We start from the raw sequence: 20326 nt of genomic DNA, 5'->3' as shown, positions 1-20326 counted from the left end.
CATTGTTATTCTATCTGCTTCTTTGATTCTCTATTTCTTTTTTCCAAATTGAGGTATATGGTGATCCCCAATTGCTACATGAATCACTTTCGGCTCCGTGTAAAATTCGAAAATGGCATAATGTCCGCCTTCTCGGCCAATTCCGCTATCTTTCGTACCGCCAAACGGAATGCGAAGATCTCTTACATTTTGAGCATTAATCCATAGCATTCCGGCATCGACCGCATGTGCCACACGATGCGCTTTTTTAATATCGTTTGTCCAGACGTAGCCTGCAAGTCCATATCTTACATCGTTGGCCATTGCAATCACTTCTTCCTCTGTCTCAAATTCAATAACGGCCATCACAGGGCCAAATATTTCTTCTTGGCATACTCTCATTTCATTTTTGGCATTTAATAATAAGGTTGGCGGGACAAAGTTCCCTTCCCTTAATTCCTCAGGCACGATCCCTTGTACCACCTCACATCCTTCTTCTTTTGCCAGTTCGATGTAGCTCTGCACTTTATTAAAATGGGCTTTTTCAATTAAAGGTCCCAGCTGTGTAGCAGGATCTAAAGGATCTCCTATTTTGATGTTGGCTACACGCTCTTTTAATGCTTCTACAAATTGAGGCTTAATGTTTTTATGAAGAAAAACGCGAGAGTTTGCGGTACAGCGTTCACCGTTGAACGAGAAAATTCCCCATACGGCGGCATCAAGCGCCCTCTCTAAATCAGCATCTTCAAATACAATGAATGGCGATTTGCCGCCAAGCTCCATCGATACTTTTTTTAATGTATCCGCTGAATTTTTCATAATGATCGAGCCTGTTGTAGTTTCACCTGTAAAAGAAATCGCTTTCACATCTGGATGCGCAACAAGAGCGGCTCCTGCCGTTTCTCCAAAACCATGGACGACATTAAATACCCCCTCTGGAAGACCGGCTTTATGAATCACTTCGGCCAGTTTATTAGCTGTTAACGGTGAAAGCTCTGCGGGCTTCAATACGACTGTATTGCCTGTTGCTAATGCCGGTGCGACTTTCCACGTTTCCAGCATGAAAGGAGCATTCCACGGTGTAATCAGTCCAATCACGCCAAGCGGCTTGTAAATGGTATAGTTGATGAATTCTTTATCAACCAGGTAGGACTCGCCGTGCAATTTGGCTTGAACCATTCTTGCATAAAAGCGGAAGTTTTCCGCAGCCCGTGCTGTCATCTTTTTCGTTTGACTTATCGGAAGTCCCGTATCCAGCGCTTCTAAAAAGGCAATTTCCTCAATTTCTTCATCAATCAGATCAGCGATACGATTTATATACTTCATTCGCGCTTCCACTTTCATCGTTCCCCACGGGCCATGCTCAAACGCTCTTTTCGCTGCCATCACCGCTTCATTTACATCCTCCTGGCGGCCTTCTGCTACACGGTTGATCACTTCATTTGTAAAAGGATTGATGTTATCAAAGCTGGTTCCTGACCGGCCCTCTACAAATTTCCCGTTTATATAGTGCTGGACATCGTCTACTTGCTTATGAGCCGATTTTTGAACGGCTATTCCTTGATTCTCCATCTTTTTTCACATCCCTTTACCCTATTTTTTATGATGTTATGGAAAAGGACCGTCTCATGAGTTCGATGAAACTTCCTCCGGCAAATCTACGTATCTCTTGAGAACTTTGCGGATTTCATCTTGCAAAGCCTGTGTCGGTAAGTCCATTGGCAGACGAAGAACCGGTTTAATTTTCCCCATCATGCCTAATGCCGCCTTTACAGGAGCGGGATTCGTGTCTTTAAAGAGCACATCATTTAATGGCATTAACTCATAATGAAGCTCCAATGCGCGTTGGACGTTGCCTGCATTCCAAGCATTGTACATTTCGGCTACCTTCTTCGGCTCGACATTAGCTGTAGCGCTTATATATCCCGCCCCGCCAATCGCCAACATTGGATAGCATAACAGTTCAATGCCTGAATAAAGGAGAAAATCTCTTCCGCATTCCAGCAACACTCGGTTTACATGTTCAAAATCCTTGTTGGACTCCTTCACCCCGATAATGTTTGGACAATCTTCCCGCAATTTCGCAAGTGTTTTCACTTCAAGATTGACCGCTGTTCTTCCTGGAATATTGTAGACAATAATCGGAATATCCACGGAATCAGCTACCGCTTTAAAGTGTTTATAAAGGGCATGCTGAGATGGTTTATTATAATATGGAACAATTACTAATGCCGCATCGGCGCCAATTTCTTGTGCTATCTTTGTTAAATAAAGCGTTTCAGCATGATTAGTCGAACCTGTACCCGGTACGAAAGGAACGCGACCGTTCACCGCTTTAACCGCTGCTTTCATCACTTGTACGCGCTCTTCAAGCGTCAATGAACTCGGCTCCCCCGTTGTTCCCGTTACAGAAATCGCATGGCTACCGCTCTCAATATGCCAGTTGATCAATTGCTCCAGCGTTTCAAAATCAATCGAACCATCCTCGTTAAACGGGGTTATAATCGGAGCAATGGAACCTCGCAATTTTTTCTTAACCGCTTCCAAATTTCCCATCTTCTCGCTCTCCCTCGTTTCTTTTAGTTAGAAAATTTCATTTTATCTGAAATATCTTACAAATCAAATGTATCATGTGTTAATCTATATGAAAAATACTAAAAAAATTAATGCTCTATACAAAAAAAATATACTTAATGGAAAGGATGGAGACTGTAATGGATATTAAGCAGCTTCGTTATTTTTCAACCATTGCGGAGGAAGGACAGATTACTCGAGCAGCCAAAAAGCTCCATATGGCCCAGCCTCCGCTAAGCTACCAATTGAAATCTCTCGAAGATGAGCTAGGCGTTCTTTTAATGGAAAGGAACGGAAAAAATATGGAGCTGACAGAAGCCGGGGAAATTTTGTATAGACGAGCAAAAGAGCTGCTGCATCAACTTGATGATACCATTACAGAAGTAAAAGAAGTGGGGCAAGGCATTAAGGGAATCTTATCGATCGGATCCGTCAAAACATGCTTTGCTTACATACCGGAACGCATTCGGCAGTTTCGTGAACAATATCCAAAGGTTCGTTTTCGGTTATATGAGGGAGATTCATTCCGTCTGGCGCAGAATTTACGAAACCGCGAAATCGAACTTGCCATCGTCCGCCTCCCTTTAGACCTGCATGACTTTTCGCTGCTTATGTTGCCCGCGGATCATTTTGTCGTGATCTCATCGAAACACTGGCCTGTCAGCCCAAAGATGCGAATCCAGGAACTCAAGCATATTCCATTAATCCTATTACACCGAGTTAGCGGTGTCGGCCTTTATGAGCTCGTGATCGATACATGTCGAAAGCATGGATTTGAACCGAATGTTGTTTGTCAAGGCCCTGATGCCGCCATGCTCCTCTCTCTTGCAAGAGCAGGAGTAGGAGTGGCGCTGCTTCCGAAGTCGACATTATGCTCCTTCCCTTTAACCGATTTAAAAATTAGTGAAATTGAAGATTGCAAGATTGAATCAGAATCTGCCGTGATTTGGCTTAAAAACCGCCGTCTGTCAAAAGCAGCTCGCCAATTCCTCCAAACCTTTGAGTATGAATATATGGCACCAGTCTTTGAGTAACTTGGAGGCAGCAGTTGTAATATGCGCTGAAAAGTGATGGCTTTTTTGTTTAATAGAGGACGAACACCCCCGCTTCACAGAACCAAAGCGGGGGGGTTCATGACCTTCATCACGCATTCACATGACGAAAAGGCAAGTGTGTGCACTTGCCTTTCAGCCGTGTTTTTACGGGCATCGTTCGTTCAATTCTTCAAATGACTGAAGTTGACCTTTTTCCCTATTAGATAACCCCTGAACTCCAAATAAAGAGTCATCAACTTTTTATGGGAACAGCTTTTATTCGAGGAAAAAAGTTCTTTTTTTATACTGGCTGATTTTAGCTTCATTCAAACAGATAGCCAAAGTTTTATTTTTGCACAGACTTAACTATGCTACTATTTTCACCAACTTTAAGTTTCTTAACTATTTTACCATTTTTCATAAATTGTAATGTTCCGTTTTGAGGATTAGACACTAAAAATCCTTTTAATTGTTTGTTGTAGTCAAAATAGGCTGGATTCTTTATAGGTAAAAATGATTCACCAAAATCTTTTTTATTAATTATTGTTAAAAATTTTCCTTTCATGTCCATATCCGTATAATTATTAATATAGAATTTATTCCCCACGCTAATTATTTTTTGCGGGAAAGGCTTAGACAATTTCTTCTCATAAATGATTTTCCCATTATTCAAATCGATAACCATAAACCTATTTGTATATTTTTCAGGATCTTTCACCCACTCAGGCCGTGGTCCGTAAGAAAAACCTGTAAAAACACAGTACATTTTGTTATCTTCAATTACAAAATCACTTGGAGGTAATTCAAGATGATCTTGAATAACAGGATGAAATGAAAGGGATGCATCATTAGTTTGTATTCTATATACATTACTGTGCTGGCTCATGCTCCCCCCAGAATTTATAGAAATGAAAATTTCATCTTTATAATGTTTAATTGTATTAACCATTCCTTTGGTAAACATCAATTTTTCTATTTTCCCATTAGACAAATTAACAATAAAAAAAGGCATTCCCTCTCTAAATATTTCAGATGAAGCAATATAAGCTTTTTGCTTCACGACCACAAAGGCCGCTGGTATATGTGGCAGTTTTATTTTTCTTTCAATATAACCATTCGAAAGATTCATGATGAGCATCGAGGGTTTAGTTCCCGTATACGTACCATCCTCTAAAGCATAAACACGATTTCCGTCTATAGAAAAACTTTGAAATTTGTTTTTATTATTAATTTCTTTCACTATATTCATCTTCTTATCAAGAAAAATCAACTTACTATCTCCATCGGCAAGTGCGACAAAAGTTGGATATCTTGCGTGGTTTATTTCTTTCGATTTTTCACATCCGAAAATAAAACAGCAACAAATAAAATACGCAAAAATGACAAATTTCCTCATATACAAGTCTCCTTGTAAATCAGTGTTCATCTGAAACAAGACCAACTAAACATTAGGATAAGATCAAAAGTGTGGATAATCCATTATTTTACTAAAAATATGGAATGATTGAGCTAGACACAAGCAATGTCAATTGGTTTTAGTTTTTTTACCAAAACACCATAATTTCTTTGCATGAAAACGAATCTATGCGACACACATTGGACTAGTATCCAGACAAATAGATTGTCCCGCTCTTATATCATACCAAAATTTATCACTCAAAGATTCTTCAGCGTTTTTCCAGAAATCAAAAAAACAACTAAGCTTTGCATCGAATATTTTGTGATAAAATAAAGTAAAAATGCGAACAAAAAGGAGAATAACATCATGAAAAAGACCGTTCGTGTCATCGGCGCCGTTATTGAAGATGAGCAAAATCGTATTTTGTGTGCTCTTCGTTCTCCTCAAATGACATTACCGAATGTATGGGAATTCCCTGGCGGCAAGATGGAAGAAGGAGAGAAGCCAGAAGAAACATTATCAAGAGAAATTTTCGAAGAATTAGGCTGCACAATTAAAGTAGATGAAAAAATGGAAGAAGTGCATTATGAATATCCAGATGTGATCGTCCATTTGCTTACGTATAAAGCAAAAATTGCGGAAGGGGAGCCAAAGGCGAAAGAGCATGCAGAATTAAAATGGGTGCCGCTTCAAGATCTAACATCCCTTGAATGGGCACCTGCTGATGTTCCTACAGTAAAAGCGCTACTAACGAATGTTCTCAATGCTTAGTAAAAAACGGTCATACACGGCCTCTAAGCGCCAAAAAGCCCGCATAGAAGATTTCTCTTCCATCCGGGCTAAGCGAAGAAAGCTGTTTTCAAAAATCATGTTACTGGCCTTTGAAAACAGCTTCTTTCATCCCTTACACTTCCACCGTCTTTCCTTCCTCCACAATATGGTAGAGCAAATGGACCAAATGGTGAATCGGACCGTATGCTTCCTCTTTATCGCCTTCTCCGGCCATCTCTTCCTCATCGGCGAATTCAAGATCACTTAAGTATAGGGCCATAAATTCATAAAAATCTTTCATCTCAAAGCTATAGCATGCGCTCGCTTCTTCTTGGTCTTCTTCATATTGAAGCATCAAATAGGATACATTTCCTTTTGTGTCTTCGGCATCAAAAAAGACAAAGTAGCCGATGTTCGTATCCAAGTCGAACAAATGGCGCGTCCCGCCTTCAGTTACCTCATTGAACTCGCCTTCGTTCAATTTGCCGACTTTCATCGTTTCCATATCATCTTCGCGGTGAAACTGCACCATAAATGTTTTCATGTTTGTCTCCTCCTAGAAAATACTTAGTGAATATGTTTTTGACAGCAGCTCAAGCAATTTCATTCCCGTTAAGCTATTTCCCTTATCATCGAGCGCCGGACCGAAAATGCCGATTCCACACCGTTTAGGAACAGCCGCGAGAATACCGCCTGAAACACCGCTTTTCGCGGGAATGCCAATTTTAATCGCGAACTCCCCTGAAGCGTTGTACATACCGCACGTCACCATAAACGTTTTGCAGATACGGGCGACATCGGGCGGCATGAGCGGTTCACCCGATTGCGGGTCTCGCCCATCAAGCGCCAATACAAGGCCGATATGCGCCAAATCGATGCACGTCATCTCAATGGCACACTGCTTCGTATACAAATCCATTAGTTCTTCAACATCTTCATCGATAATACCATGCTGCTTCAGGAAATAGCAAAGCGAACGATTTAAAAAGGCGGTCGCAAACTCAGATTGAGCCACTTCTTTCGAGTAGGAAATGCTTTCATTGCCGGCGAGGCGGCGGACGAATGCCAACAGCCGGACAAGCCGTTCCTCGACCGAACCGCCGCGGATCATATGCGTCACCGCCAGCGCTCCAGCGTTAATCATCGGATTAAGCGGTTTGGCTGGCTGCATGTCTTCAAGCTTGGCGATTGAGTGAAACGGGTCTCCCGTCGGCTCCATGCCGACTTTGCGGAATACTTTCTCTTCGCCGCAGTCAATCAAGACAAGCGCAAGCGCAATAATTTTCGAAATGCTTTGCAATGTCACTTTGACTGTTACATCGCCAGCATCGATCACCTGACCATCCGGCATATAGATGGCGATCGACAATTCATTCGGATTCGCTTTTCCCAGCGCGGGGATATAATCGGCCACCTTTCCATCGCGGGCGTACGGCTTCGCTTCTTCGACAAAACGGACAAGCTCTTCTTTTTTATACACAAGCATCACCGTTTGTTAGTATCGTCCATTTTTTCAGCATATATGACCCTTTGTTTATCGCTCATTGATCTTTTTCTCTAATGATTCGCTCTAAGGATTTCTGTTTGATTTTTCAATTTCTAAGGCGCAAAATAATCATTAACAAAAAAGTGCCGAATGAATGACCATTGAACCGCGCTTTTTATGTTGGCACACTCACAGTTACTAATTTGTTTATTTCGGTTGAAGTTTTTTCTTTCTCCAAGGTTTTAAATATGAAATAATAAAAATAAAAACGGTGACGGCCACTTGAAAATATACCGCGTATTGCCTTATTTCATGATTTTGAAGAAAAGCCGGATTGCTTAAAGCTAGTTCCTTTTGCGTTTCCAATAATTCCATATTGGCAATCATCAAACGGTCGACGACAAAAATGCCAACAACGGTTTGGATCATATAAAGACCAAATTTGACGCCGACCCAGCAATGCTAAAAAAATCCCCAATGGGTGAAAAATCCGTAAATAAAGCCTACTAAACAAAGTTCCAACCGCTCCCCATCTGACTACATGATCACTTATCGTCACCATGTTTTTATAACCGTGGTAGGCTTCATCATATTTTGTAAAATCAATCCAGAAATTCAATGCTACCGAGCTCAAAATGCCGCCAAAAAACAAAACCACTAAAAAAACATGGATGATTTTCAGCCATTTCATGCCATTAGGTCCTATTTTCTTCAATATTCCGTCCCCCTCTTTATCGCTTGTATGTTACGCGTTTTTTACACCGATCAAAAACCTTCTCTATCTTCGCACTATTCATCATTATAACGGGGGAAAAATAATGGCAATACAATATGGGCCGCGTTTTTCATTCTCCCTACTTCTGAAGGCTTATTTCTTATAACAGCAACAACGATAGTTGATGTGAAATGTTTGGACACAAAAAAGCAATCACGGGAAGATGATAACGTGTTTGGCAAGGGGCTTCTGCATGTATAAGTTCTGTTGCAAAAATTCTTATATGACGAATGAGAGGGAAACGATATGAAACAGAAATTTTTCCCACCCTTATTATTTTTCTTAATATAAAGCGGGTCAGAAGGTCCAGACTTTACTGGCATTGTTGCTTATAAATCAAGACGGTTGTCGCAAAGTTTGTTATTTTTTCAAGAAATCTCCCGCCTCTTAACGAAATGCAGGTGGGAGAGGCTCAGCAAGTAAAATACGCCATAAAATGATTTTCATTCTCTGAATTACGATAAAATAACACAAATGAAAAGAGGATTGTTTATGAAAGTTTTCTCTGTTTTGTTCATGATTTTAGGAGTTATTTTAACGCTTTTAGGTATATTACCTTTTATATTGAAATATCCGTTTAACAACAGTCCTAATTCAGGTCCAGCAAATATTTAGGAACTAATCCTTATGATTTCATATGACGTCAAGGGATGGTATTTAATGATTGGCATTGGTTTATTGTTATTATCCTCATTTTTCAAACAAAGGGAAAATTAAAGTTTTAAATCATTTTTAAATAAACACCTTAATTCTATTTGCACAAATATTACCATTCTCCTGCTTCTTTCAAGATTCCACTCCATAAACTTTTTACTCTAGCAAAATAGATCAACGCTTTGACAGCCGGGCGACCGAACCAGCCGACTTCTAGACAAATGAACTTGTTTAGAAGCAGCTCGTTGTTCAGCACTTGGAACATTTTGGAATAACCGAGACACGTCATTAACACTTCTCCATCCACCCTGAACTTTCGGCTAAAAAATGAGGAAAGCAGTGGGCTTTTTTTGGAACATTCATCTGTATTTATATAGATCGTTATGATCTGAAACACTTGTCTGTCTATATATCGCGCACTAAAGGATCTTATGGTAATTGCATTTAATAATTGGCATACGTCTTGCGTATTTATATGGCGAAAAAAGAAAGGAGTGTACCAAATGAGAGATTATGCCTTGTTTCAAACACCCCAAACCATATCCTATGGATGCAATGCCTTTCAAACAGTAGGCAAAGAAGCAGCATTAAGAGGCAGAAAAGCTTTAGTAATAAGCGACAAAATTATGGAGAGCTTAGGGAATATTGAAAAACTTCAACATGAGCTTTTAAAAGAAGAAATTGTAAGCGTTGTCTATTCAGGTGTGGATTCAGAACCAAATGATGGTTACGTGGAAGAAGCATTACATCTTCTTCAAGAAGAAAAGTGCGATTTAGTGATTTCGCTAGGTGGAGGAAGTTGTATTGATACAGCCAAAGCCGTTGCTGTGGTTGCAACAAATGGTGGTTATATTGGCGATTATATAGGAAGAAAAAAAGTCGCAGGAAATCCATCCATCCCGCACATTGCCATTCCAACAACAGCCGGAACCGGATCGGAAGCTACGGATGTAACAGTCATAACCAATACTGCTAATGATGTAAAAATGATGATCAAACAACCTGCCTTCATGCCTGACGTCGCCATTGTCGACCCACTCTTCACTTTATCTTCTCCTAAAGCTGTCACGGCGGCCACTGGAATTGATGCTTTAAGTCATGCTGTTGAAGCTTACATTTCTAAACGTTCTCATCCAATGACAGACGTTCTAGCACTTTCCGCAATGGAATTAATCGTGAAACACTTAAAAGAGGCATATGAGGACGGAAACAATATTGAAGCAAGAGAAGGAATGGCGCTGGGAGCATTACAGGCAGGTATGGCCTTTACCAATTCTTCTGTTTGTCTAGTGCACGGTATGTCAAGGCCAATTGGTGCGCTGTTCCACGTCCCGCATGGAATTTCAAATGCGATGCTACTACCGGCCGTTTTAGAGTTTAGTTACGAAACTTGTACCGATCGCTTAGCTGTATTAGGAACATATTTTGATCCAACAGCAAAAACCCTTTCCAACGATGAAGCAGCAAAAATCGCCGTTCGTTCTGTAAAAAAGCTTTGCCTAGATTTAAATATTCCTAATTTAAAAAATTGGGGCATTGATCAACATGATTTTGAAAACGCTATCGAAAAAATGGCGACTGATGCGCTTGCCAGCGGAAGTCCACAAAACAACCCTAGAGTGCCATCAAAAGAAGAAATAAAAGAGCTTTACAAAGTTTGTTACAATTACGATTTTTCTACGGAAAATTCTTCACTATGAACCTCCTCCCCTCCGTTAAGAGGGGGGCTTTTTTCAGAGGAGTGTTAAAAATATAAGATGGCGCTCATTCATTATTGACAACTGATTTCTGAAAACATAGAATGAGATTGGGAATCATTATCATATGTTGGTGGACAAAAAGCATTTATTTTCTTGCTGTCCATCTCATAGATTGTGATCAAGATAGGAGGTAGACACAGATTGGCCGTTGTGAAAAATGATAGGCAAAACGCCTGCTAGTAGCAAATGTGTGGAAACAAATCATTTGTCAAGGTTTTTTCTTTCTATTTAATAGGATTTGCCTATCATAAATCTATGATTAAATATAAAAAGGGGGCTATAAATTGATTGCAAAACAAAACTTCTCATTTAAACTACTTGTTATTTTGACAGCGCTCATGATCGCATTAGTTGGTTGTTCGAGCAGTTCTCCTTCTACCTCCAAATCAAATGAAGAGAAATCGACAAATACTAAAACAGCCACTGGTGATGACACAAAATATCCGATCGAGATCAAACATGCTTTTGGTACAACGGTGATAAAAAGCAAACCGAAACGAGTCGTTACGATCCAATGGGGGAATCAAGATATTCCACTCGCTCTTGGTGTGATTCCTGTAGGATTCTCGGCGGCAAACTTTGGCGTCCAAGATGATAGCGGTCTTCTACCTTGGACTGCGAAAAAGCTCAAAGAACTCGGTGAAACGAAACCAAATGTGTTCCACGATACAGACGGATTGGATTTTGAAGCGATTTCCGACGCAAAACCCGATGTCATTCTGGCTGCTTACTCCGGTATAACAAAGGAAGACTACGATATGCTCAGCCAGATTGCTCCGGTCGTTGCTTATCCGGAAGCACCATGGGCCACTCCATGGCGTGACCAAATTCTCATGAATGCAGCAGGAATGGGCATGAAAACAGAAGGCGAGAAACTGGTCAAGGATATGGAAAAATTGATCCAAGAAAAATTAAGCAACTATCCGCAAATTAAAGGCAAGAAATTTGTATGGGCTAATTTTTCGGCTGATGATTTGTCGAAACTCCATATCTATACGCCGGTAGACACCCGCGTGGCCTTTCTACATGAGTTTGGATTGGAATACCCTGAAAGTGTAAAGAAACTTATTAAAGATCCTAAAAGTTTTTACTTGGATTTAAGTGCCGAGAACGCCGAGGCTCTTAACGACGTGGATATCATCGTCGGATATGGCAACGAAGAATTATATAATGCCCTCAAAGCGGATCCTGTGCTTGGCAAAATTCCAGCGATCCAGAGAGGTTCTGTCGCGTTCATCAACAGCAGTACACCTTTGGTTGCAGCTGCCACTCCGACTCCGCTTTCCATAGAATATACGATTGATGATTATTTAGAATTAATTGGAGGAGCCGCTAGCAAAGTAAATGAATAGTTTTTTTGCTACTCATGACAAACGAATCCGTTTACATACGCCGAAAAACTTTACAATGATTTTGGTGATTTGTATTCTCTTGCTCGGCGTGTGTATCCTTGCTTCCCTGGCCTTGGGTTCCCGATTAGTGAGCCTTCAAGAATTAGTAGACGGTTTGTTTCACCCTGATGTTGATTCTTATGGAGCCAACGTGGTTCGCAAGCGAATTTCGCGAACGATTTTCGGTTTGTTTTGCGGGGCAGCGCTTGGGGTTTCCGGAGCGCTTATGCAATCTGTCACGCGAAATCCCATTGCGGACCCGAGCATTTTGGGTGTGAACACGGGCGCCGCTTTGTTTGTTGTTTGTGGGATCGCGTTTTTGCATATCAATGCAGCCAACCAATATATTTGGCTAGCTTTAGCTGGAGCGGTGATAACAGCAAGTCTCGTATTCGGTATTGGTTCCATGGGACAAGGAGGGGCTACTCCCCTCAAGTTGATCTTGGCGGGAGCCGCTACAAGCGCGGCTCTCTCTTCCCTCGTCGTCATGATCATACTTCCGCGCTCTTATGCCATGGACCAATTTAGGTTTTGGCAGGTCGGAAGTGTTGGATCAGGGACTTGGAGCGCTATCGCCATCTTTATCCCTTTTCTTATCGTCGGGATATTGATCGCTATGATAACGGCTCCGGCCCTTAACGCTCTCGTACTTGGAGATGACGTTGCTACCAGACTGGGGGTTCGAACAGAAATCTTGAGACTAGTTGCCGCTCTCGCAAGTGTGATATTGTGCGGGGCAACTACGGCGCTGGCCGGCCCTATCGCCTTCGTCGGGCTCTTATCCACTCATGTTATGCGACTTCTACTTGGCCCTGACTTGCGCTTTGTCATACCGATGTCTGCTATAGCAGGCGCCATTATCTTGACGATATCAGATGTATGTGGCAGGCTCATCGGCAGCCCTGGTGAACTTGAGGTTGGTGTTGTTACTGCATTTATCGGAGCGCCGTTACTCATTCTATTAGCTATAAAATCGAAAGTGAGTTCATTATGATCAAATCATCTGTTGAATTGATTATGGCAGGCAGACGCCAAAGACGTCGCCGATGGATACTTGTTACTGGATTGCTTGCGTTATTGGCGTGTATACTTTGTTGCGCGATGCTGTTGCTTGGGAACACGATTTATCCGGTTACAGAAGTCATCCGGGCGCTTTCAGGCGAGCAGATTCCAGGTGCGTCATTTGCGGTGAATACGATCCGCTTACCGAGAATGGTGGCAGGACTTTTTGCCGGATTTGCTTTCGGTCTTGCCGGCAGTATCTTCCAAACAATGTTGCGCAATCCTCTTGCCAACCCGAATGTCATTGGAATTACTACCGGCTCAAGCGCGGCGGCCGTTTTCTGTATCATCGTGCTTCAAACTAGTGAATCGGTCGTTTCTTTAGCTTCGGTGATGGCTGGTCTTGCCACCGTCATGATAATTTATCTCTTATCTAGCAGAAAGCCCTTTTCAATTGGGCGATTAATCTTGGTTGGAATCGGCATACAAGCGATGCTTGACGCCGCCATATCCTATCTGCTTCTCATTGGCGCACAACAAGACATTCCCGCAGCACTCAGATGGCTGAGCGGGAGCCTCAATGGCTCCCAGATGCATGAGCTTCCGCCACTGATGATAACGGTTTTGATCTGCACTCCTATCATTATCGTATTGGGAAAACAGCTCAGTTTGCTGGAGCTTGGCGAACAAGCGGCGACATCTCTCGGCGTACGTACGAATACAGTCAGAGTCATACTTATTCTAAGTTCAGTCTGTATGCTTGCTGTGGCTACGTCTGTCACCGGACCCATCGCCTTTGTCGCATTTCTTTCGGGACCAATTGCCAAAAGATTGGTTGGATCTGGTTTTTCCAATGCCCTTCCTGCGGGGCTTGTTGGTGTGAATCTTGTTCTCGGAGGAGATCTGATTGGACAGTTTGCTTTTGAAACCCGTTTTCCTGTCGGCGTCATCACTGGCATAGTCGGAGCGCCATATTTGATTTTCTTGCTGATCCGAATGAATCGAAAGGGAAGTTTATAAATGAAACCAGTGCATCTTTTCAAAGTCGAGCAAGTCGTGGCAGGGTACGATCATAAAACCGTTATTCAAGATGTTAGTCTTGTTGTTCCTAGTGGCAAAATAAGTGTGATGATCGGAGCAAATGGCTGTGGGAAATCGACTCTTCTAAAAACGATGGCCAGACTGATCAAGCCTACATCTGGACAGATCATCCTCGACGGAAAACCGATCAGTCAATTTCCACCAAAACAATTGGCTCGAATTTTAGGATTGCTGCCGCAATCTCCTGTCATCCCAGAGGGAATTACGGTTGCAGATCTGGTGGGGCGTGGAAGATTTCCACATCAATCTTGGCTTAGCGGATGGACTAAAAAAGATTATGAAGCTGTTGCAGAAGCCATGGAATTTATGAATATTATCGAGTTCGCCAATCATCCTATTGATGAACTTTCAGGCGGTCAAAGACAGCGCGTCTGGATTGCTATGGCTCTTGCACAACAACCGGACATTTTGCTTCTCGACGAACCAACAACATTCCTAGATATTACCTATCAAATCGAAATTCTCGACTTGCTTACTGACTTAAACCGAAAACATGGAACAACGATTGTCATGGTCCTTCACGACATCAATTTATCTGCACGCTATGCCGATCATATTTTTGCGCTCCACAAGGGCAGGCTTGTGGCCGAAGGGGAGCCACCTAAAGTGCTTACGAGCACATTGATCAAAGAAATCTTCGGCCTCGATTGTACAGTAATTGAAGACCCTCTTTCAGGCTCACCAATGGTGGTGCCGAAAGGTCGACATCATGTTCATGTCCATTAGTAGGCGTTCCCCTGTCTTAAGGGGAACGCCTACTATTGTCTAATACATTCTATCGAGAAGTCTGCCTCCTCTTAACAGAATATGAGCAGAAGAAATTCCATTAACAGCAATCACTACATGAAACAAACAGATTGTCAACATCATAACTTGGAATTGCTTATCTAATTTCCATCAATATAAAAAAGCAAAAACCCTAGTATCATAATAGTTGACTAGAAAAATTACGGTAAGGATTTCCGCTATGCATCATCTATCGAATTAATCCTGCCATTCTCGTCTCTTTGGATTTTCTATGCTCTCTGGATGAAGCTTCATCATTTTCTCGTCAATCGTTCCCCTTGACACAACGGCATGTTTAAATAGCAAAATTTCTCCACCACTCTGCACAAATAAACTAGTGAATAGAAGCAATCGGTATGAGACAGCTAAAATTCATATTTTAGCGTAAATGCTAATCTCTCAAGTTACCTCTAAATGTCATAAGAATGAACTTTGATCGTTGGAAAAGGAAAGGATTCGTTTCGATCACATATAATTTCAAGTTTCGCGAGGACAAGCCTCTATTCTGATGGAAGATTTTCCTTCACTTGCTTTAACGTCGCTACGATCAAAAAGCTCACAATCACTAGTAAGAACCAAGAACTCACCTTTCCAAGATGAACAAGACTCCATGCCTCGGCCTGATTTGGATATTGCCAAGCTCCAAAAAACGTTGCGATATTTTCAGCGATCCATATAAAAAATCCGATAAGCACAAAGGAAAGGACGATCGGCATGCGGTAACGAGTGCCGCCAACCTCGTACGTGACCCATGATGGCCAAAAAACGATCATGACAAGTCCTGACAGCCACCAACGAACGTCCATCCAATAATGATGGGTGAAAAAATTCAAATAAATCGCGGCAGCAAGAGGCACAACGACGAAAAACGGCGGCCATTTAACGAGCTCCACCTTCAGCCTCCTCCACGCCTGACAAAGATAGCTCGCTACACTTGCGTACATAAATCCGCTATATAAAGGCACTCCGAAAAATTTAGAATATCCTTCCCCTGGATAAGACCATGAACCCATATGCACCTTGAAAAGTTCAAGAGCAAGGCCGATAAGGTGGAACAATGTGATCACCTTTAGTTCATCCATTGTTTCAAGCCTAGAACGCACCATCCACCACTGCATCAGAAGGCAAATAATGAGCAGCCAGTCATATCGCGGCAGAAAGGGAAGCGGCACGATTTTTGTAAAGGCCAAAGAGGCAAAAATCACAACGGGAAACAAACATGATAGGGCCTGCTCCCAACCGAAACGCACGAGTTGTTTGCATGCTCTCATAATTTGTGCCTTTATCATTTTTTTCTGGGTATCCTTTTGAATGGTTAAATTCATGAGCGACTCCTTTTTGATGAATTTGAATCATCGAAATGCTCCTCTTCCTTTCCACTTCACGTTACATAGTTCTATGAGCCTAATCTTGACTCTCTTCATCACTTCGGTATTCTAAAATATCTCCTGGCTGACATTCTAATGCCTTGCAAATCGCCTCTAAAGTGGAGAAACGAATCGCTTTTGCCTTTCCGTTTTTCAATATGGAGAGATTCGCCATTGTGATCCCAACTTTCTCCGAAAGTTCTGTAACGCTCATTTTTCTTTTCGCCAGCATAACATCAAGATTGATTATAATTGGCATATTGTCCACCTCAGATCGTTAAATCATTTTCTGATTTGATATCGATAGCTGTTTTTAAAAGTTTTTGCAGAACGGCAGCAAAAACGGCAATCACCATTGATGCAAAAGGAACCACCAATCCGATCAAGATGACACCTGGAGCGTCATCTTTCTCCGCAAAGAGATAGAAAAGCGGTAAGACGAGCACATGCAAACTGCTGATGGTGATGGCACAGTATTTGATTTTTTTCAAAGCGATGACAGATAACTCGGAAAAAGCTTCATTTTTGTCAATGTAGCGTAAAAGATTAAAAGCCTGATACAAAGCAAAGTAAAACGGTACCGCGGATGCATAAAAAACAATGAAAACGAGATATTTAATAGAAGCAAATTCCGGAAGCAATTTTGCTGCAACATTCCCTAGCACAGGTACCAAAAAGATGCACAAAGCAAGAACTGGAATCCCTATAAGAATAACAACAATCTTTAAAAAGAGAGTTTCTGGTTTCATAAAAAGCACCTCGCTTATTTATTGTCGATTTAATTTTAATAGATTTTTTATCGTTTTTCAATAAATTATTATCGTTTATTATTATTTTTTTGCTGCAAAAAAATATACTTCTTTGTTCAAAACAGACACAAAAAAGCATTTCTCATTATAGAGAAATGCTCTGTCACTTTTATATCCAAGCCTCCAGCTTCTCTGCGCTTTTTGCTTATTAATCTTTGGACTTCCTTAGATCTTTTATGATTTGCTTCTTGGAATGGCATCCAGTATTTTATTGGAACAACAGCGAAAGCAGCAGGGCGGACGTAAGAGATGTGACCATCTGCTTCCCGGATAATAACAGGGCCTCTTTCACCCCTAATTCCTTTGCAACCGTCCATAAAGTAACCGCGCACGCACTTAAAGTAGAAGCAAGATAAACGCTAAGAAATAATTGAAATGTCGACATCTCCGTTAACAGCAGCTGGTTCCCTTCATTAAACAATAAAATGCCATCTTTACGAATCATCGAAAAAACAAGGCCAACAGCGGCTTCATGCGGCAAATTCAGCCATTGAACAAGCGGCGCAAACACTCCAACCGCTTTTTTCATCCATCCGAACACGTCCATCAATCCAGCAATTAGGCAAATCGTAAAAAAGATTGGCATCGCCTGTGTTAGAAATTGTGAGACCGTTGCACGAACCCGGTATAATACTCCTGACCATGCTGGCAGCTGAATAAATGTCCGATGCGGGCGGATCATCCCTATATGCGCGAATGCCCGCCGATGCCATATTCTCGTATGAAGTGCTCCAACAAGAAAAACAGTAAATAAATACGGCAAAAATAAAGACGGCTTTTGTGCGCTATGAAAAATGGAAATCGTTGCACCAATTTGATAACTGCAAGCCGAACCAAACGAAATAAGAGAAACACACGATTTTCGTGTGCACGCACTGCATAATCTGCTCTGTTGAACGGCCACCACATTGCATCCAAATCCAGTTAATACTGGTATAAGATCTTGGCCATTTAATCCGATTTTTCGCAAATATGGATCAAGGGCATCCATGATCCGATCTTTAATCCCTGTTTCGTCCGTGATCGCCATCATAACACTTAACAAAAACACAACGGGAAACGCCCATAAAAAGGAATACGCTCCCAACGTAAGCAATCCATAATCTCCAACAAGTAACGCTTCAACCAGTCTCCCTTTCCCTTCAAGAGCCTGAATAACTCCAGCTAACGCCGCTTCTAAATACGGCTGTCCCCACTCTGCGATTTTATAGGCGATATAAACCGGAAAGAGAAACATCATCAAAATCGCTGCTACTGAAGCGAGAGGCCCTACGACGGGGCGTTCAAATAAAAGCGAAACAGGCTCTTGTTTAGGCAAACGAAGCGCCTGTAATAGCTTCATATCCTCTTCTGTCCATTTTCTTCCTTGCATAAACGGCGGAAGCGTACCATCAGTCTCCTTCCTTCCTTTTGTCAAAAAGATCGGGAATTTGTATTGCTTTTGGGCGTTTTCTAATACTGCTTTCGCTTGTTCATTCATTTTATCTACAAATGTAACGGCAATGGAGACGTCCATTTGATCGATAGAAACAATGGACAATAGTTCTTCTAATTCCTCTTGAAAATGGGTGCCCCGTATAATAAGCATCACATGATGGGCTTTTTCCACTTCTTTTTCCAGTTGCCGCTTGCCAAGCTCATCTCCTCTGCGCAATCCCGGTGTATCGACAATCTCCCATCCATCCAAGCAACGAAGGGGATGGGAACGAATCGTATACGTCGTTCCCTTCACATTGGTTTCTTCACCAATGCCAAACTGCGTCCATCTTGAAAATAACGTTGTCTTTCCAACGGATTCAAGCCCGATGAGCAAAAGCCGTTTTCGTTTCGCTTGTTCGGCTAGCACTCGCATTTCACCTCACAACAAGATAAGTCCGTTAAATACATTTGATTGTTGGCGTAGTGAGTGAATATTTCTTCATCATGAGACAGTCTGAAACGGTCAACCAATTGTTTGGCCACAACAGCAAAACGCTGCCGAAATTTATAAATAAAGCAGAAAATCGCCTGATCGTGAGCAACACTTGGCCCAATTAAAAATAAATTCGGCGTAATGGTCGATTCATCATGAACCGTCAGTTTCGCTTTTCCATTTTCCCCCCATTCAAACAATGAACGAATTTGTTCCGCACCTGAACGAAATCCTGTGGCTAGAATCGGTTGGGGTTGAGTCAGCATTTGCTTGCCATTCGAAAGAAATAGCGTATAACCGTTGTTATCCTTATAAATCTTTTCCACTTTTGTCTTTTCGATAACGGTTAGCCGCTTGGTGCGCTCGGCTATTCGCAAGCGCTCCCATGTATATGGGGCCAGCGACAAACTCGGGTCCGCTTCTTTTTTTCCATTTCGCTCTTGAGCTGAGATCACAGTCACCTCATTGCCATAAGCCACTAAATTCACAGCTGCATCCATCCCGCTTTCATAACCGCCAATGACCACATAGTGACCTTTTTCAAGCTTTCTCCAACTATCAATATATCGGTTATGTAACGCATGTTCCGCCCCCGGGAATGGACGTACATTTGGAAACTGAAATTCCCCCGTCGCCCAAATGACAGCATCTGCTTCATAATCGCCTTCATTTGTTTTTAAAACAAAGCGGTCTCCCCTTTTCTCAACGCTAGTCACATTTACTTCTTCTCGAATCGGCAAATCATAATGTTCAGCCAATAAATCAAGATATAGTGCATAATCTTCGCCGCTTAGCCGCTCTTTTCGCAGTGTGAATGCAGGCGATGTTGTCGGGGAAACAGCATTTAAATCTAATGCGCCAAATCCTTGTCCTGTAAATGACGGAGTAATAAAGCGCATTTCTTTCGGCCATTGCATAAATGACGAACCAATGCGATCACGCTCTAAAATCCCGAAATTCTTAATTCCTAATTGCTTGAATAATATCCCCATTCCAATCCCAGCAGGTCCCGCCCCTATGATTAGAATAAAAGGGTTCATTTCCTCTTCACCTCTCGATAATAGTAATCATTACGTTTTATAAACTATACCACACAAAAAGGAATTTGTGAATTCTATAGAATGGAATACATCAAAACATTGTCGGTATTAATTTCATATTTTTTCACAAACGTTCAATAAGGATTCGTCTGTATAGTCCCCCCCTCCTTGTGCGATTCTTTTAGCGATGATAGACGAATCATCCAAACAGCCCTTTTTATGAAGTTCTTTCTAAAAGCTTCCTTCCCCGTCCAGCATTCATCTTTTCCCATTCCAGACTTCAATATATATACTCCCCAGTTTGTCTTTGCATTTACAAGCGAAGTATGTTTAAATATTATTTAAATCGTAATGATTACTATTTTCGTTTTATTTTCTTATCTTTTAAGAGTGTTATCAAAATCAGGACGGAGAATTTAAAAAAGAATTTTTAATAACGGGGAGGAAAATGACTAATGAATCAAAAAATACCTGTAACTGTTTTAA

19 protein-coding genes are annotated in these 20326 nt (G+C 41.6%); 7 read left to right on the top strand and 12 right to left on the bottom strand.

From position 1 onward, the window contains the following. Positions 1-30: 30 nt before the first annotated feature. Positions 31-1551, bottom strand: a complete 1521-nt coding sequence (hpaE, locus tag AT864_RS12910; protein WP_066149428.1) for a 5-carboxymethyl-2-hydroxymuconate semialdehyde dehydrogenase — start codon at positions 1549-1551, stop codon at positions 31-33. 54 nt (positions 1552-1605) lie between these two features. Continuing rightward, positions 1606-2535, bottom strand: coding sequence for a 2,4-dihydroxyhept-2-ene-1,7-dioic acid aldolase (gene hpaI / locus AT864_RS12905; protein ID WP_066149425.1), 930 nt, complete (start codon positions 2533-2535; stop codon positions 1606-1608). Between the two features lie 158 nt (positions 2536-2693). Here hpaI and AT864_RS12900 point away from each other — a divergent pair, with 158 nt between their 5' ends. After that, positions 2694-3587, top strand: a complete 894-nt coding sequence (locus AT864_RS12900) for a LysR family transcriptional regulator (RefSeq protein WP_044742085.1) — start codon at positions 2694-2696, stop codon at positions 3585-3587. A gap of 346 nt (positions 3588-3933) precedes the next feature. Here the strand turns inward: AT864_RS12900 and AT864_RS12895 are convergent, their stop codons facing one another. Beyond that, a complete protein-coding gene (locus AT864_RS12895; protein WP_044742084.1) occupies positions 3934-4983 on the bottom strand; it encodes a hypothetical protein in 1050 nt (349 codons plus the stop codon). Positions 4984-5352: 369 nt separating this feature from the next. Between AT864_RS12895 and AT864_RS12890 the strand changes: the two genes are divergently transcribed. Continuing rightward, complete coding sequence (locus AT864_RS12890; RefSeq protein WP_066149422.1) at positions 5353-5757, top strand: (deoxy)nucleoside triphosphate pyrophosphohydrolase; 405 nt, start codon at positions 5353-5355, stop codon at positions 5755-5757. 133 nt (positions 5758-5890) lie between these two features. Here AT864_RS12890 and AT864_RS12885 read toward each other — a convergent pair whose 3' ends face one another. From AT864_RS12885 to AT864_RS17970, 4 genes are all read right to left on the bottom strand, one after another. Further along, positions 5891-6301 (bottom strand): cytosolic protein, encoded by a 411-nt coding sequence (locus tag AT864_RS12885; protein ID WP_066149419.1) that lies wholly within the window; start codon positions 6299-6301, stop codon positions 5891-5893. 12 nt (positions 6302-6313) lie between these two features. Then, positions 6314-7243: a glutaminase A gene (glsA, locus tag AT864_RS12880; RefSeq protein WP_044742120.1), complete on the bottom strand. Its 930-nt coding sequence runs from the start codon at positions 7241-7243 to the stop codon at positions 6314-6316. 310 nt (positions 7244-7553) lie between these two features. Then, entirely contained in the window at positions 7554-7958 is a 405-nt protein-coding gene (locus AT864_RS12875) for a hypothetical protein (protein WP_231734654.1), read from the bottom strand. Positions 7959-8784: 826 nt separating this feature from the next. Further along, on the bottom strand, positions 8785-8967 hold the full coding sequence (locus AT864_RS17970) for a hypothetical protein (RefSeq protein WP_156450540.1): 183 nt from the start codon (positions 8965-8967) through the stop codon (positions 8785-8787). Positions 8968-9175: 208 nt separating this feature from the next. Here AT864_RS17970 and AT864_RS12870 point away from each other — a divergent pair, with 208 nt between their 5' ends. The 5 genes from AT864_RS12870 to AT864_RS12850 all read left to right on the top strand — a co-directional run bounded on the left by AT864_RS12870 (position 9176) and on the right by AT864_RS12850 (position 14652). Further along, positions 9176-10372, top strand: coding sequence for an iron-containing alcohol dehydrogenase (locus AT864_RS12870; RefSeq protein ID WP_066149416.1), 1197 nt, complete (start codon positions 9176-9178; stop codon positions 10370-10372). Between the two features lie 398 nt (positions 10373-10770). After that, positions 10771-11784, top strand: coding sequence for an iron-siderophore ABC transporter substrate-binding protein (locus AT864_RS12865; protein WP_082741702.1), 1014 nt, complete (start codon positions 10771-10773; stop codon positions 11782-11784). After that, a complete protein-coding gene (locus AT864_RS12860) occupies positions 11777-12817 on the top strand; it encodes an iron ABC transporter permease (protein WP_066149410.1) in 1041 nt (346 codons plus the stop codon). The genes AT864_RS12865 and AT864_RS12860 overlap by 8 nt, the downstream gene beginning before the upstream one ends. Before the next feature lie 23 nt (positions 12818-12840). Next, complete coding sequence (locus AT864_RS12855) at positions 12841-13845, top strand: FecCD family ABC transporter permease (RefSeq protein WP_369815561.1); 1005 nt, start codon at positions 12841-12843, stop codon at positions 13843-13845. Continuing rightward, entirely contained in the window at positions 13846-14652 is an 807-nt protein-coding gene (locus AT864_RS12850; RefSeq protein WP_066149406.1) for an ABC transporter ATP-binding protein, read from the top strand. A gap of 560 nt (positions 14653-15212) precedes the next feature. On the opposite strand, the gene AT864_RS12845 is transcribed toward AT864_RS12850, so the two are convergent. The 5 genes from AT864_RS12845 to AT864_RS12825 form a co-directional block, all read right to left on the bottom strand. Next, on the bottom strand, positions 15213-15983 hold the full coding sequence (locus AT864_RS12845; RefSeq protein WP_044742119.1) for a DUF817 domain-containing protein: 771 nt from the start codon (positions 15981-15983) through the stop codon (positions 15213-15215). A 133-nt stretch (positions 15984-16116) separates the two neighbouring features. Beyond that, a complete protein-coding gene (locus AT864_RS12840) occupies positions 16117-16338 on the bottom strand; it encodes a helix-turn-helix transcriptional regulator (RefSeq protein ID WP_044742076.1) in 222 nt (73 codons plus the stop codon). 10 nt (positions 16339-16348) lie between these two features. After that, positions 16349-16828 (bottom strand): DUF2975 domain-containing protein, encoded by a 480-nt coding sequence (locus AT864_RS12835; RefSeq protein ID WP_044742075.1) that lies wholly within the window; start codon positions 16826-16828, stop codon positions 16349-16351. A 268-nt stretch (positions 16829-17096) separates the two neighbouring features. Further along, a complete protein-coding gene (locus AT864_RS17695; protein ID WP_197431021.1) occupies positions 17097-18734 on the bottom strand; it encodes a nucleoside recognition domain-containing protein in 1638 nt (545 codons plus the stop codon). After that, complete coding sequence (locus AT864_RS12825) at positions 18728-19840, bottom strand: NAD(P)/FAD-dependent oxidoreductase (protein ID WP_044742073.1); 1113 nt, start codon at positions 19838-19840, stop codon at positions 18728-18730. Before AT864_RS12825 ends, AT864_RS17695 begins: the two co-directional genes overlap by 7 nt. Positions 19841-20326: the final 486 nt, after the last annotated feature.

This window comes from Anoxybacillus sp. P3H1B (assembly GCF_001560855.1).
Taxonomy (GTDB): domain Bacteria; phylum Bacillota; class Bacilli; order Bacillales; family Anoxybacillaceae; genus Anoxybacteroides; species Anoxybacteroides rupiense.
Note: the sequence above shows the minus strand (reverse complement) of the source record. Positions and strands in the feature narration are given on the sequence as shown.